The following is a 13,603-nucleotide window of genomic DNA, read 5'->3' as shown; positions in this document are numbered from 1 at the left end:
CCCGAATCATAGGACTTCGCTTACCGCATGGTCAACGGGACGCCTCTTAGTCAGGCGTACCAGCACGCATCCGAAGACACATGCTCACCAGGTCTTGCAGACCACGTTGAATCGACTCAGCCGGAGCACTTTCGCGGCAGGCGTTTTCCAGAACAGCCGCAATCGCCGTGACATCGCCAAAACCATAGCTACCAGCGGCCCCCTTCATTTGGTGGGCGATGCGTCCTAGTTCTTCCCAATTCGAGTGCTCGGCAGCATCAAGCATGCTTTGAACACGATTAGGGATCTCGTCGACGAACATTTCCACAAGTTCGCCCAGATCCTCGTCGTTGCCGAATTCGGAATAGATCAGCTGTTGCTGGTTCGTCACTGTCATATCAATTGCCCCTATTAACGGTGAAAGCGGATACGGATTCCGTTTGAGTTAGCGGACCACCCCCGTAACTACCCAGACATGTGGAAATGTCTCTAAGTAAGAGTGGGTTTCGAACCGGCATGTTGAGAGCAATGCAGCGGTCAAAATGTGGGGGCATACAACCCGAGTGATAGCACAGCCAGACCATTCGTTACGATCGGACCTGGCAATTTACTCCGACTACACAATTTAGGCATTTTGCTAGAGGGTTTTGCTTTAGGGGGTCGATAGCGATTGATAGTTCCTAACCAAGGAAAGTTACTTGCGTGGACAATCGCTGGTGCTGGGTTTTGTTTTCCTGGTGCGTCAACGGCGTGAGCCCGCAAGAGTTGTTTTTTTCTGGTGGTAAATTGAGTCAAGTTGGAGTCCTCTCGATGAATGCCCGTTTTGCTTTCCCTGCGTTGTTGGTTGTCGGTATGATCTTTGCCGCTGCCTCCACCGCCCAAGCCGGTATGTTCGGCTTCTCGCACGGTTGTGGCTGTGCACCTGAACCTTCCTGTTGTGCTCCTGAGCCGACCTGCTGTGCTCCTGAGCCATCGTGCTGTGATCCTTGTGCTAAGAAGTGCAGCCTGTTCTCGCACCTGAAGCACAAACTGCACCGCTGCTGCAAGCCATCGTGCTGTGCACCAGAACCTTCGTGCTGTGCTCCAGAGCCAACCTGCTGCGCTCCAGAGCCAACCTGCTGTGCTCCAGAGCCAACCTGCTGTGCTCCAGAGCCATCGTGCTGCGATCCTTGTGCCAAGAAGTGTGGCCTGTTCCACCACCTGAAGCACAAGCTGCACAACTGCTGCAAGCCAAAGTGCTGTGCACCAGAACCGACCTGCTGTGCTCCAGAACCGACTTGCTGCGGCTAGTCGTTCCGGTAGCGACATTCGGTCGCTTTGATTGAAATAAGAAAACAGCCAGAGACATTCCCAACGGAAACTCTGGCTGTTTTTATTTCTTGACACTTGAAATTATTGCTTGGCGCATAAGGCGACTTAAATGGTCAGAAATGAGCGTATAAGTAGACTTATTGCTTGACGGATTCCCCAAAAGAAGTGATCCTGATAGTCTCTTTCGGAACATAGAGAAGTCACTAATCTGGAGAACTTTCCCGTGCTCAACCTTATCCGGGCGGTGATAGTGGCAAGTCTGATTCTTGCTCTGTCGATGCATGCTTCCTTCAGCCAAGCCGTTTATGGCCAGGAAGTATCCAATTCGAAAGTTGCGCTGGACAAGGTCCAATCGTTTAGCCGCGTCGGTGAATTCACGCGAGCATTCCAGGAAATCGCTAACGTCGAAGACGCAGCCCTGCGCGACGAGGGGCACTCGTCGATCGCCCGTATGCAAATGAAGGCCGGGCTAATCCAGGCCGCCGTCGAAACGGCTTCTTATATTGAAGATGACGTCAATCGCTCTGAGCTTCTCTCGGAAGCACAAACCGCTCGAAGTAAGGCCCCGGTGGCGCGAGGCGGGGGTGTTACTCCTGACTTCGATCAGTTGATTGATCTGATCACGACCACGGTCGAGCCCGAAAGCTGGGAAGAACTGGGTGGCCCAGGCTCCATCGCCCCCTTCCCTACCGGTGTCTACGTCGACTCCCAAGGCACATTGAAGCGAATCACTCAACTCTCCAATGATTCGCTTCTCTCGGATATCCATGACACATCCAAGATCCTTTCTGCTAACAATGACGCCGCCGCCGAGTCCGTTCTCCGGAAGGTTTCGTTAACGCGTCTGGAAAAGGAAGCTCAACTCCGCTGGGCCATCGGTCGCGATCCAAGCGACACCATGTTGAACATGGCTGGCATCTACGAAGTCAAATACTTGTTGGTCTACCCGGAAACAGGCGAGATTGTGATCGCCGGCCCGGCTGGCCCTTGGCATGCCAACGCCGAAGGACGCCACGTGAACATCGCGACGGGTCGCCCCGTGCTACAACTGGATGACCTGGTTGTCTTGCTTCGCAACGCGATCGATGAGCATGGCAAGTTTGGCTGTGCGATCACGCCGACACAGCAGGGGCTGAAGAGTGCCCAAGAGTACATCGACGTGACTTCCGCCAAGCCGCTACATCCTCGGCAACGCGATCAATGGCTGAAAGGTCTCCAAGCGGCCGTTGGCAAGCAGGACATCACCGTCCATGGCGTCAACCCAGACACGCGAGTCGGCCAGATCATTGTCGAAGCCGACTACCACATGAAGCGGATTGGCATGGGCTTGGAAGACGGAACGGCCGGGGTTCCCAGCTATCTTGAGATGGTCACCATTCCTCCTGGCGGCAGCCCGCCACCAATGGATGTTCTGCGTTGGTGGTTCACGCTCGATTACCGTAACATCAGTGTCACCAAAGAGCGAGACGCGTTCGCCCTGCAAGGTCCTGGCGTCAAAGTGTTGAGCGAGAACGAGCACCTCGACGCGCAAGGCCAGCGAATTCACACGAACACCAGCACAGCTCTCAATGCCACGTTCGCACGCAATTTTTCGACGAACTACGCCTCGCTTGCCGTGAAGTACCCAATCTATGCCGAGCTCAAGAACGTCTTTGATCTCGCCATGATTACCTCGCTAATCGAGAAAGAACGATTGGCTGATCAAGTCGGCTGGAACCTGACCCACTTCGGTCCCGACGGCGGCTACCAGGTTGCTACCGGTTCGGCTCCGAAGGTCGTCGACTCGATCATGAACATGAGGATAATCGACAAGAAGCACATCATTGCCGGCGTGAGTGGCGGCGTGAACTTCGATCCCTCAGAAATGCTCACCGACGAAAAGATGTCTGTTGATGAGTACGGCTTGATGACCGCGGATCATAAATCAGGTAACGTTCCCCAGACCATCAAGCATCACGGCTGGTGGTGGGACTAACGCAGACCTTACAGCGAGGTCGGGACGAGTGCCAGTCGCTCGTTCATTCCGCCGAGCATGATTGTCTCGACGCTTCCTCGCCGTCGCCCCTCTTTGACCAGCAAGACGGAAACCTCAGGGTATTTTGGCAGCATTGCCTCCGTCTCTTCCGGTCCCATGACATAACATGCGGTCGCCAGAGCATCGGCCAAAGCAGCCGTGGGCGCGATAACCGTTGCCGAAAGCACCGAAGTCGCCGGTTGCCCAGTACGAGGATCGAGTACATGACCGTACTTCTTCCCTTCGTGAAAGAACGCTTGGAACGCGGCACCAGAAGTTCCCAGTGCTTCGCCGTTCAGGTGTACCGTTCCGATCCTGCGATCAGGCCGCAAAGGATGAGGGACACCTACCTCCCAACCATCGCGCGGTGTTCCGTCGCGTCGCACTCCTTGGGCGAGCACGCTGCTGGTCCCGCCGTGCAGTAAGTAGTCTTCCACCCCAGCTTCGCGAAGGAGTTCGCGGCAACGATCTAACGCGTACCCTTTGCCAATACTCCCCAGGTTGAGTTCGACCCCTTCTTTCTGGAAGAAGATCGTGCGTTGGCTTTCATCGAGTGTCAGCTTGTTACTTCCGACCAGGCTCATGGCCTCGGCCAGGTCGACCTCGTCGGGGACCTTGCCTTCGCGATCAAAGAATCCCCAAGCTTTAATCAACGGTCCCGCGGTGATATCGAACGCACCGTGCGTGTCTCGGTGCAACTGAACTGCGAGCTGCAACAACTCGAATAGACGCTGTTCAACAACTTGGGGTCGCAAGTAAGCAGTCGCCCCCAACATGCAGATTTCGCTGTCGTAGCGATAGGCGGAAAGCTGTTGCTCGAGCTCGGTCACCATATCTAGTGCGGCGACCCCGGCTTCGGTTTCGGTGCCTGGCCCGACGGCATTCAAGTAGACCTCGAATTGGCAGGCCATCGCCTTCCTGGCCAGCTGAAGCAGGTAGGCACCAGGTGCCGTTGACGAGGCAGACATCCCCCCCTGCTCAGTGGCTTCCTCTGAGTTGGGTTCTTCTTCCGAACGGACCTTTCCCCACAGAAAGTTGCGGCGACTGGCCAGTTTTTCCTCTTCAGGTGTCACGACTTGTCCTGGTTTTGTGGGTAGCGAACTCGTGAAAATCGAAATTCTGTCCCTAGATCAAGTTCAGGGTTATACTAATTGTGAACGCTCGTCCCCAGGAGGCAACATCAATGCGTCAATTCGGTATCGTTCTTGTCGTCGGAATCATGGCTCCGCTGGTCAGCAACTCTTCGTTGCATGCCCAACAAGCCGAACGCCGTGCCAAGGCCCCGGAATTTAATAATACAACGACCAGCATCATCTTTTTCAAAGATGTCTTCGCGGAAGCCCTCCAGGGAGAACGCCCGACCATCCTCAGCGAGAACAGCCAAGCCCCAGCCATGGCACCGAGCTCGCCCGCTGGCGGCGGGGGCATGCAATCGCCAGCCACGACAGGGGGCGGCAAGGCCGGGGAATGGGCCGACATTATTTCGCCGGGCACCATTCAAGACGAAGTGAAACGTCTCAATAACCAGTTGGCGGAAACGGTTCAGAACGTCCGTAAGTTCAACGGGGGTGGTTTCGAGGAAGCACGTCGCGACTTCACCGAACTGGCCATGCTTTTCGAGATTATCGCTGAGCATGACGGTGACGTTCGCTGGAAGGAATTTGCCCTGACCGCGCGGGACGGGTTTGCCCGGGCTGGTTTCAATTCCAAAGTGGGAACCGACAACTCGTTCAAAGAAGCCAAATTGCGTGCCGAGGACGTAGAACAACTCGTTCGTGGTGGATCGATCGATACGCGCGAAGCCGATCCCAAGGCAACCTGGGATGCCATCGCCGACCGCCCTCCTCTGATGCAGCGACTAGAGATCGCCTACCAGAAGCGTCTTAAACCGATGACTGCTAGCGAATCAGAGTTCAAAAGCAATGTCGAAGAGATTCTGCATGAAGCCGAAATCATTGCCGCGATCGGACATGCCATGCAGAAAGAAGGCTTCGAATACTACGACGACGCCGACTACGTCACCTTCAGCCAACAAATGCAGGAAGCGGCGTTGAAAGTCGTGAAGGCCGTCAAAGAGAACAACGCCGATGCGGCCCGTACCGCCGCCGGCGATGTCGGTCAGTCGTGCACACTTTGCCACGAAAGCTATCGCTAGTTCGATTCAAACTTGGGAATGACCAGGTCGGGTATATCGCCTGGTATTCCCTCGAAACGGGCAGTGACTTGTCCCGGTTCGTCATTGATTTCAACCGGCTTGCCAGAGAAGTCTATGATCGGCAATTCCGCCAGCGGGTGCCCATTGGCAGCTTGAACGGCCGCCAGCCAGACTGTCATTCGCGACTTGTCCTTGGAAAGAGTAGCCTGCTGAGCATGCATGCCGCTGAGCAAAAAGTCGCCTGAAATAATCGGGTAGCTATCGGTCGACTGAGCCACGTTTAGAGCATCGTTAATCGCAGCCAACCCTTCGGCTCGTTGGTAATACGGCTTATCGGCCGCGGCGACGATATCTTTCATCGCATCCAGATAGAAAGCCTGATCGGTCGTCAGGTTACGGGAGATTGAGCTGGTCAGCTTGGCGAACTCGCCACTGGCCATCATCGCATCGTACTCTTCTCGGGTTAGCAGCGACGCCAGGTGCCCGGCACGAATCATTTCCATAAAGTGCAGACCACTGGCCCGGTCTGCTTTCCAAAGGTCCGTATCGCTCGGCCATCGCTGCATCGTCTGCTTGAGTACCGTTTCCAGCGTTCGCAGCTGGTTGGCAGAAAACTGCGGGTGCCGCAGCAGAGCACGCAAGGTGATTAGGGTCTCTTCGCGGATGGCAGCGGCACTATTGCGTGCCGGCAGCGTCGGTACCTGGTTCAACTGATCGGCGTAGGCCAAGGCATAAGCGGCCGCCGTCACGGCTTCGCTCATATTGTTCTGGCGGGCCTGGTTGGCGGCTTCCAGCAGTTCGGCCCGGGCCAGGCAATGAATGGTGGATGTCCAACCAGGATCAGCCAACATCCCTGATTCCAGGTTGACCGGAAAACGTGCTTTCGGTTGCAGCAAGACGTTGCGTCCGGCTTTACGCTGCATGTCCCAACCACTAAGAAAGTCCTGCCCCTGCGTTGAAACCAAGAGATCGCGCCCAGGCGATTTTGGATTCCACCAATGGGCACTATCGATCAGGGCCTGTTCGACGTCCTTTGAATCCGCACCGCGGAGGAAATTGAAGATCTGCTCGCCGGAAGTCTCATCGGTTCGACTGCGGTACGATTCAGCGATCTGCGTGGGGAGCGCGTTCTCTGTCTCAAGTCGATCCAGTTCCACTTTTACCCGCGGATCGTTCACCGTCTGCGAGAGCTTCAGCTGACTGTAGTCTGCTGGCGTTGCTCCTTGGCCGTACGGGTCGGCAGGCGAGCCTTGCCCGCATCCACACAACGTGGCGGCAGCAAGGAGCAAAATCGTTGGACAGTAGAATCGTTGCATGAGGGGACGCTTCCGGGAATCAAACGCTATCGACAGGCAGAGCGTATCGTACCCAGGGTCAAGCACATCAGAAAAGCTCGATTAGTTCTGCCAGACCGGTCTCGGCCAGTTCAGCCCCAGTCACAAACCTTCCTGGATGCGTCCACTGGGCGATCAATTCAGGTTTCGTCTTGAAAAGACTTGCCAGCATAGAATCCATCTCCGAATTCAGATGATGGTAGTGGCGAACCCATTCGGTAGCTTCCGTGATTGGAATATTCTCGTCACTTTGCCATCGCATCGGATGAAACAAGAGAACGCTCCAGGGGGTCACATAACGCTTCTTGCACGCAGCAAAGGGCCAAATTGCAGCCGAGGAGCATTCGCCTATGACAATGCCGGTTGCTTGGATCTTGCGAATGCGGAGAAGACTTACCAGCCCAATCGCTGCATAGGAACTGCCACCTGGGGAGTCGAAATAGAGAGTGCATTCTCCCTCAAGAGGAACTTCCAGAATTTTCTCATAGATTTCAGTACACGACTCCCCGAATTCGCCAGAGATAACGATTTCAAGTGGCCCCGATTCTTCTTCATGCTGGGAATCGCCGGAACTGTCCGACTTCTGAGACTTCGCCATATGAGTTTGTCACACCTTTTTTACGTCAGCCAGTTAGGGGCATATCGTCTATTCCGTTTATGATAACGCAAGTGACTTTGGCAGAAAGCCAACACGATACGATCCTGCCAGAGTGTCGTATTACTGAACCACATCGCAAGAATCGACGTAAAATTCACCAGTCTTGCTCTTCCAGACGGGCAAGATGGATGAATTGACACAACTTTAGGGATATCATTACGGATACCCTCTCATCGAAATTCGCCCCCATTTTTGGAGCTAAACGTGATGAAACGCATTTCGCCGGTTTGCTTGGTCCTGTTCCTGTTGACCGCGGTTACGGCAATGGCAGATGACACAAAGAAGCAGGCCGAACAGATTTCCTTCGGTGATGGCCACCTCGAGATGTCCAAGCCCGAAGGCTGGAAGTCCGTGAAACCCCGCGTTGGAATTATCGACGTTGAAATGGAAGTCCCGGCTGCCAAGGGGGATGGAACTGACGGTCGTGTTACCCTGATGGGTGCCGGCGGTAGCATCGAAGCCAATATCGATCGCTGGAAGGGGCAGTTCGTCAAAATGACGAAAGAAGCCGAAGTCAAAGAAGAAACCATCGCCGACCAGAAAGTGCATTTGGTCGAACTGGTAGGTGACTTTAAAGATCAGCGTGGCCCGTTTGCCCCAGCCGAGGTCAAAGAAGGTTACACCATGTTGGCGGCGATCATCACAACGGAGAAGTTTGGTAATTACTTCCTTAAGTTCTATGGGCCCACTTCAACGATAGACCAGAACAAGGAAAAGTTCACCACGATGGTAAAGAGCCTGAAGGTGAAATAGTCTGAACGGCTTCCCTAAGTGCCAAGTTAAAGGAGGCGATTCTTTCCATTCGCCTCCTTTTTTCATGCCTTGTTCACAATTCTCGCGCTGGTGGCGGGCTGGTAAATCTCGGCCCTGATCGTCCCCAGCCTGATGCAGGGCTATATTAGTGTTGAAGTAGAGGGCGGAAACTCGATCAATTATCGGGATTTCGTCGACGTTAACGAATTTGTCGATTTCTTCTCCCCGACGCAGACATCCATGAAGATCCATCAGTTCCTGGAACACTACGGAATTCAGTCGAATCCTTTCGCGGTCGAAGACGCCCAAACCGATACCGTTTTCAAAAGTGGCTGCATCGATTCCACCTATCACCCCTCGTGGCAGAAGGTGTACGGCGATCCCCAGGACCCGTCGACTTCGATCGTTTTTGGCGAAAAGGGGGCCGGTAAAACGGCAATGCGACTGCAGATCGTCGACCACATCGCCCGCTACAATCGCGAGAACCCCACGCAGCAGATCTACGTGATTGAATACGACGACTTCAATCCATATCTCGATCGGTTTCGTGAACACCAGATCGGTCGTAGCCGCCGGCCTGATCGAACGCTCAAACGCTGGATGCTATGGGATCACATGGACGCCATTTTGATGATTGGCGTGACCAGCCTGATCGATCGCATTCTGGCTACCCGTAACAGCATGGCCACACCTGGCTGTGACATCAGCGATTCCAGCGTAGCCAAGCTCGATCAGAATCAAGCACGCGATTTATTGCTGCTGGCTGCCTGTTACGATGAATCGACGACCGAAACGTTCAAGACGCGTTGGTCTGCCCTGCGAAAGAAGCTGGGTTTTTGGTCGCTTCAGTCGTGGGCTGCGTTTTCGCTGGGTATTGCCACCACCGTGGGGTGCATTGCGGTATTCACGTCGTTGACGATTCGCACCGAATCTCCATATTTTCCCCCTTGGGTCTATTTGATCGCCTTTGTTGCCGGTTGGCTGCCATGGCTGACCAAAGCCCTCAGGTCTGTTTGGAAAGCACACCGCATCTATCGCAACGTGAAAGTCAGCAACCACGAGCGGATTCCGCTTGCGCGCACGCTGATGACCTTTCCGATGAGCGATCTTTCGTCTCAGCCGCTGCCCATGCATCCGCGCACCGACGATCGTTATGCGATGCTGAACAAGTTCTCCGGTATTTTGCGATCGCTGGACGTGACCGGCATCATCGTGATCGTCGACCGCGTCGACGAGCCTCACCTGATCAACGGCTCGCCGGAACTGATGAAGCTCCTTCTGTGGCCGATGCTCGACAATAAGTTCCTCAAACAATCAGGCTTTGGCGTGAAGCTACTGCTGCCCATGGAACTGCAGCAATTTATCGAACGGGAAAACAAGGAGTTTTACCAGCGCGCGCGCCTGGATAAACAAAACATGATCCCTTCGTTGCAATGGACAAGCGAAGCTTTATACGACGTGGCGAGTGCCCGCATTCAGGCAGTCTCCAGCGGCGACGCTCCCTCGGTGCAGGACTTGTTCGACGAGAGCATCTCCAAGCAGCGCATCTTCGAGGCATTTCGCCAACTCCGTGTTCCGCGTCACTTATTCAAGTTCCTCTATCGACTTCTGGTTGCGCACTGTAACAACTACACCGATCAGGAACCGAGCTACAAGATTTCGAGCCAAACGTTTGAGTCAACCCTGGCCATTTACCTTCGCGAGCAAGATGCTTTCGACCGCGGTCTCGGTGCTGGCTAAACATTGGCCAAAATCGACGTTGACACTTTCGGCGCGTTCTGCGAGATTTCCTGCTGATCTTCGAATTAGCCCGAGCGGCAAACGTCTCGGTACGTACTACTCGTAAGGAAAATGCGTCATGCAGGGAAGCAAGCACGCGTGGCTGTTGCTGATCGCGATCGCCTTCTTCGGTTGCAATCAGTCGGATAATCCAACCAACACCGCTCAGAACGACGCCGACCATGAGCAAATCACGGTCGACGTTGTCAACGACGAGGTCCAAAAGGCTGCGCAAGATCCCAAGGCAGTCATTGAACTGTTTCTTGTGTCGCTGCGTCAGGGCGATGCAACGACCACAAGTCGGCTGTTGACATCCAAAGCACGCACCGAAACTGCCAAGCACGATATGGTCGTCCGGCCACCTGGCAGCGATACAGCGAAATTCGTTGTGGGGCAAACGATTTACACCACTGAAACCCACGACATTTGCCACGTTGAATCAAATTGGACCGATGTCGATGACGCCGGCCGCCGTCAAACGTACGAGATTGTCTGGATTCTGCGAAAAGAACCCTTCGGATGGGCGGTTGCCGGCATGGCCACCGAATTATTTTCTGGAGAAGCTCCCCTGGTCATGAATTTTGAAGATCCACTGGACATGCTGGCTCAACAGCAACGAGCCGAGCTGGAATTGACTCGACGCGGAAACGCTACCGGCGGAAGCCCCCAAGTAATGCCCGCCTCGCATTCGTCAGGTCTGAACCGCTAAACTGCCATTACAGGCAATTTGTAGAACATTAAGCCTCATAATGATGGAGTCTCTTCCATTATCATGAGGCTTTTTTCGTGGCCATCTTCCCTCAGTGACGGCTAACCGAGATGATATTGTGGTCAAGCACATCGCCCTGGCCCCTCTACAGGCGACTTGGAAAATCTTCTCTAAACACTCTAAATTCCCTTCGCACTGCTTGACTTAGCTTTCAGGCTTGGTAATTTTACGGCCTATGCTATGTAACGCATAAATTCCGCGTAATCGCCACAGTTTCACAACAGGGTAAGCTGAGTCGGTTCGCGGGATTTCCGGTGATCCTAACAAGTCGCCGGGTAATGTCCTCCGACGTTGTGCCGTCGTGGTCGGGGGATCACGTCGGACGGCGTCTTCGTGTTTAACTCCCTTACACTTCGGTAAGTGAAGTCTTGGAGGATTCTCAAATGAATCGTGTTTTCACTCTCGGTATCGCGATCTTTTTCGCGGTCGTTGGTATGGCCCTGATCGGCGGCGAACGTCAAGTTGACGCTGCTTTCGGTTGCCATGGTTGTTTTGGTGGTAAGCACTGTGGCGGTCTGTTCGCTCGTCACAAGGCTTCCTGCTGTGCTCCAGAGCCGACCTGCTGTGCTCCGGAACCAGTTTGCTGCGAGCCAGAACCGGCTTGCTGTGGTAAGAAGAAGCACCATTGTGGTGGTGGTCTGTTCGCTCGCCTGAAGGCGAAGCGCAGCTGCTGTGCTCCAGAGCCAACTTGCTGTGCTCCAGAACCTACCTGCTGCGCTCCTGAGCCAACCTGCTGTGCTCCAGAACCAGTCGTTTGCGGTGGTTGTGACAGCGGTTGCACCTCGTGTGCTCCAGAACCAACCTGTGCTGCTCCTGAAGCCGCACCTGCTGCTCCAGCCGAAGCTTCCCCTTCGGAAGAAGCTCCACCAGCTCCTCCAGCAGCTGAAGCAGCCTAAGTTGGCTTAACTTCTCTGACGGTGCCCAGGCCTGCGGTCACCCAGAGAAGCGCCTGACGGTGTGCGGGATTTGCCCTGTTGCCCGCCTCCTTCAGACAACTCAATAAAAGGCCCGGTCTCCTGTAACAAGAAGACCGGGCCTTTTTATTTGATTAGTGCCGAGTAACGAGCAAGCAAATTTCATAGATCATTCGATGTTCAACTTGCCTGCAATTACAATCAATAGGTATTCCTGCCTGACGCCACGCTGAAGAGTCTCTGCATGTCGAAATCGAAATCCCCTCCTGCCACTACGCCCGATTCAGAAGTTGCCAGCCCAGCCACACGTAGCTTTATTTCGCTGGCCTTATTCGCGTATCTGTTTGGGCTTTGGGTCGTCGTTTCGAGTTCACTCGGAGGCGGCTACTCGTCGCTGCTACATGAGAAGCTGTTGAATTTGTTTCAACTCTACACAGAACCCCTAAACTTGGAAGTGCGTGCTTCCCCCTATAGCTTGTACTCTGGCACACCTGCTGACTACGAACACTTTTTCCGGGTTGAAGTGAGCACCCCCAGCGGCGAAACCGAAACCTACGAAGTTCCCGGTCCCATGCTTGGATCTGGACCAAGAGACCCTTACCGATATCAGCGATTGGCCAAGATTGTTGGGCTGCAAGCAGAGATCAGCGACGACACGTTGCCGGCTGAAATTACCAAAGGGATTGGTCAGTACTTCCTTCGTCAAACGGGCAGCAGCAAAGTATCGATACGCTGTATTCGCCGACGACCTCAACCCATGGAACTGACCATTGATGGCCAGGTTTTTGCTGCCGATCCAAAAGATCCATCCTATGAAACCGAGCTCTACCGAGCGACGGTCCTTGTAGATCCGGAAGGGTCGTTCCAGCTCATCAAAGAAATGGCGACTGAACATGTCGCCCCCGTCGAGTAACACAGGAATTCCACGCGTGCTTGGTACCTATTTCAATCAACTCACCGACGCTGTTTCATCTGGCTGGAATCACTTTTGGTTTCAGCGAGACGATCCGAAAACCGTTAGCTACTTGCGGATTGTCGCCGGTGTCGTGGCACTGATTTATGCCCTGACGTTCACTTCGGAACTGGCAATCTGGTTTGCTGACGGCGGTGTTCTTCCGGTCGATCGAACCTACCGTCTGACGGGTGCGTCCGATCCTTCTACCCGCGTTTTTTATTGGTCAATCTTTTATCTCGCCCATACATCGCTGCAATTGTACATTCTGCACGCGATCGGCTTGGTTTCGATCCTGCTCTTCGCTGTTGGGTTTCAAACGCGAATCACCTCCATCATCGCGACGGTATTTGTCCTTTCGTATGCCGAACGAGCTCCGATGCTGATGGGTGTCCTGGAACCCCTGCTCTGCCCCGTCATGTTGTATCTTTGTCTGACTCCTTGCGGTGCGTATTTCTCGGTCGATGCCTGGCTCCGAGGGCGGAAGGGAGACACGCAAGAGGTGCCGGCTTCGTTTACCGCGCACCTGGCAACCCGCTTGATTCAAGTTCACGTCGTTGCGTTCTACTGGATGATGGCCTTTGCAAAGCTAGGCAATCCCGTTTGGTGGAACGGCGAAGCCATGTGGTGGTTGATTGCCCAGCCTGATAACCGACTGGTAGACCTTACATTCCTGGGCAGCTCCGAGGGATCGCGTCTGATCGTGTTTGCCTGGACACACCTGGTGGTCTTTTTCGAGTTGGCCTTCGGGCTATTGATTTGGTTCCGTATTTGGCGTCCCCTTCTAGCAGCGCTTGCCGTCTTTCACTGGGTCGGCCTGGCGTTGGTTACTGGCCACTGGGAATTTGCTATCTTAATGATTGGCTTGAGCATGGCATTCGCCCCCTGGGAATCATTCGAAGCCGCTTCTCAGAACTCAGCCAAGTCCCAACAATCAGAGACTTCCGCTGCCGAGCCGGTGCAAGCTGGCGCTTAGTTCCCCCTT

Annotated in this window: 13 protein-coding genes; 9 read left to right on the top strand and 4 right to left on the bottom strand. The window is 54.3% G+C overall.

From position 1 onward, the window contains the following. Positions 1–46: 46 nt before the first annotated feature. Positions 47–376: an Hpt domain-containing protein gene (locus C5Y96_RS01690; RefSeq protein WP_105349819.1), complete on the bottom strand. Its 330-nt coding sequence runs from the start codon at positions 374–376 to the stop codon at positions 47–49. A 413-nt stretch (positions 377–789) separates the two neighbouring features. Between C5Y96_RS01690 and C5Y96_RS26985 the strand changes: the two genes are divergently transcribed. Then, positions 790–1,269, top strand: a complete 480-nt coding sequence (locus C5Y96_RS26985) for a hypothetical protein (protein ID WP_146115480.1) — start codon at positions 790–792, stop codon at positions 1,267–1,269. A gap of 271 nt (positions 1,270–1,540) precedes the next feature. After that, entirely contained in the window at positions 1,541–3,265 is a 1,725-nt protein-coding gene (locus tag C5Y96_RS01685) for a DUF1598 domain-containing protein (RefSeq protein ID WP_146115479.1), read from the top strand. 8 nt (positions 3,266–3,273) lie between these two features. Here C5Y96_RS01685 and C5Y96_RS01680 read toward each other — a convergent pair whose 3' ends face one another. Next, a complete protein-coding gene (locus C5Y96_RS01680; RefSeq protein WP_105349817.1) occupies positions 3,274–4,377 on the bottom strand; it encodes an FAD:protein FMN transferase in 1,104 nt (367 codons plus the stop codon). 110 nt (positions 4,378–4,487) lie between these two features. Between C5Y96_RS01680 and C5Y96_RS01675 the strand changes: the two genes are divergently transcribed. Then, complete coding sequence (locus C5Y96_RS01675) at positions 4,488–5,459, top strand: cytochrome c (RefSeq protein WP_105349816.1); 972 nt, start codon at positions 4,488–4,490, stop codon at positions 5,457–5,459. Here C5Y96_RS01675 and C5Y96_RS01670 read toward each other — a convergent pair. Then, positions 5,456–6,775 carry a hypothetical protein gene (locus tag C5Y96_RS01670; protein ID WP_105349815.1) on the bottom strand — a complete coding sequence of 440 codons (1,320 nt, stop codon included), beginning with the start codon at positions 6,773–6,775 and terminating at the stop codon, positions 5,456–5,458. The two genes, C5Y96_RS01675 and C5Y96_RS01670, sit on opposite strands and share 4 nt — an antisense overlap. 67 nt (positions 6,776–6,842) lie before the next feature. Further along, positions 6,843–7,391 carry an ATP-dependent Clp protease proteolytic subunit gene (locus C5Y96_RS01665; protein ID WP_105349814.1) on the bottom strand — a complete coding sequence of 183 codons (549 nt, stop codon included), beginning with the start codon at positions 7,389–7,391 and terminating at the stop codon, positions 6,843–6,845. 267 nt (positions 7,392–7,658) lie between these two features. On the opposite strand from C5Y96_RS01665, the gene C5Y96_RS01660 reads away from it, so the two are divergent. From C5Y96_RS01660 to C5Y96_RS01630, 6 genes are all read left to right on the top strand, one after another. Then, complete coding sequence (locus tag C5Y96_RS01660; protein ID WP_105349813.1) at positions 7,659–8,204, top strand: hypothetical protein; 546 nt, start codon at positions 7,659–7,661, stop codon at positions 8,202–8,204. A gap of 240 nt (positions 8,205–8,444) precedes the next feature. Then, a complete protein-coding gene (locus tag C5Y96_RS01655; protein WP_105349862.1) occupies positions 8,445–9,944 on the top strand; it encodes a hypothetical protein in 1,500 nt (499 codons plus the stop codon). Between the two features lie 118 nt (positions 9,945–10,062). After that, a complete protein-coding gene (locus tag C5Y96_RS01650; RefSeq protein ID WP_105349812.1) occupies positions 10,063–10,692 on the top strand; it encodes a hypothetical protein in 630 nt (209 codons plus the stop codon). Between the two features lie 443 nt (positions 10,693–11,135). After that, positions 11,136–11,648, top strand: a complete 513-nt coding sequence (locus C5Y96_RS26980; protein WP_146115478.1) for a hypothetical protein — start codon at positions 11,136–11,138, stop codon at positions 11,646–11,648. Between the two features lie 262 nt (positions 11,649–11,910). After that, the gene (locus tag C5Y96_RS01635) at positions 11,911–12,579 is read left to right on the top strand and encodes a hypothetical protein (RefSeq protein ID WP_105349809.1); all 669 of its coding nucleotides are present in this window, start codon (positions 11,911–11,913) and stop codon (positions 12,577–12,579) included. Positions 12,580–12,595: 16 nt separating this feature from the next. Continuing rightward, a complete protein-coding gene (locus tag C5Y96_RS01630) occupies positions 12,596–13,594 on the top strand; it encodes a hypothetical protein (protein WP_105349808.1) in 999 nt (332 codons plus the stop codon). The last annotated feature ends 9 nt before the right edge of the window (positions 13,595–13,603 follow it).

The sequence above is a fragment of the Blastopirellula marina genome (genome assembly GCF_002967715.1).
Taxonomy (GTDB): domain Bacteria; phylum Planctomycetota; class Planctomycetia; order Pirellulales; family Pirellulaceae; genus Bremerella; species Bremerella marina_B.
Note: the sequence above shows the minus strand (reverse complement) of the source record. Positions and strands in the feature narration are given on the sequence as shown.

What these genes read in the sequence shown, in the direction of transcription:
- C5Y96_RS01690 (WP_105349819.1), bottom strand. Translation starts at nt 376, where the DNA reads ATGACAGTGACGAACCAGCAACAGCTGATCTATTCCGAATTCGGCAAC.
- C5Y96_RS26985 (WP_146115480.1), top strand. Translation starts at nt 790, where the DNA reads ATGAATGCCCGTTTTGCTTTCCCTGCGTTGTTGGTTGTCGGTATGATC.
- C5Y96_RS01675 (WP_105349816.1), top strand. Translation starts at nt 4,488, where the DNA reads ATGCGTCAATTCGGTATCGTTCTTGTCGTCGGAATCATGGCTCCGCTG.
- C5Y96_RS01670 (WP_105349815.1), bottom strand. Translation starts at nt 6,775, where the DNA reads ATGCAACGATTCTACTGTCCAACGATTTTGCTCCTTGCTGCCGCCACG.
- C5Y96_RS01665 (WP_105349814.1), bottom strand. Translation starts at nt 7,391, where the DNA reads ATGGCGAAGTCTCAGAAGTCGGACAGTTCCGGCGATTCCCAGCATGAA.
- C5Y96_RS01660 (WP_105349813.1), top strand. Translation starts at nt 7,659, where the DNA reads ATGAAACGCATTTCGCCGGTTTGCTTGGTCCTGTTCCTGTTGACCGCG.
- C5Y96_RS01655 (WP_105349862.1), top strand. Translation starts at nt 8,445, where the DNA reads ATGAAGATCCATCAGTTCCTGGAACACTACGGAATTCAGTCGAATCCT.
- C5Y96_RS01650 (WP_105349812.1), top strand. Translation starts at nt 10,063, where the DNA reads ATGCAGGGAAGCAAGCACGCGTGGCTGTTGCTGATCGCGATCGCCTTC.
- C5Y96_RS26980 (WP_146115478.1), top strand. Translation starts at nt 11,136, where the DNA reads ATGAATCGTGTTTTCACTCTCGGTATCGCGATCTTTTTCGCGGTCGTT.
- C5Y96_RS01635 (WP_105349809.1), top strand. Translation starts at nt 11,911, where the DNA reads ATGTCGAAATCGAAATCCCCTCCTGCCACTACGCCCGATTCAGAAGTT.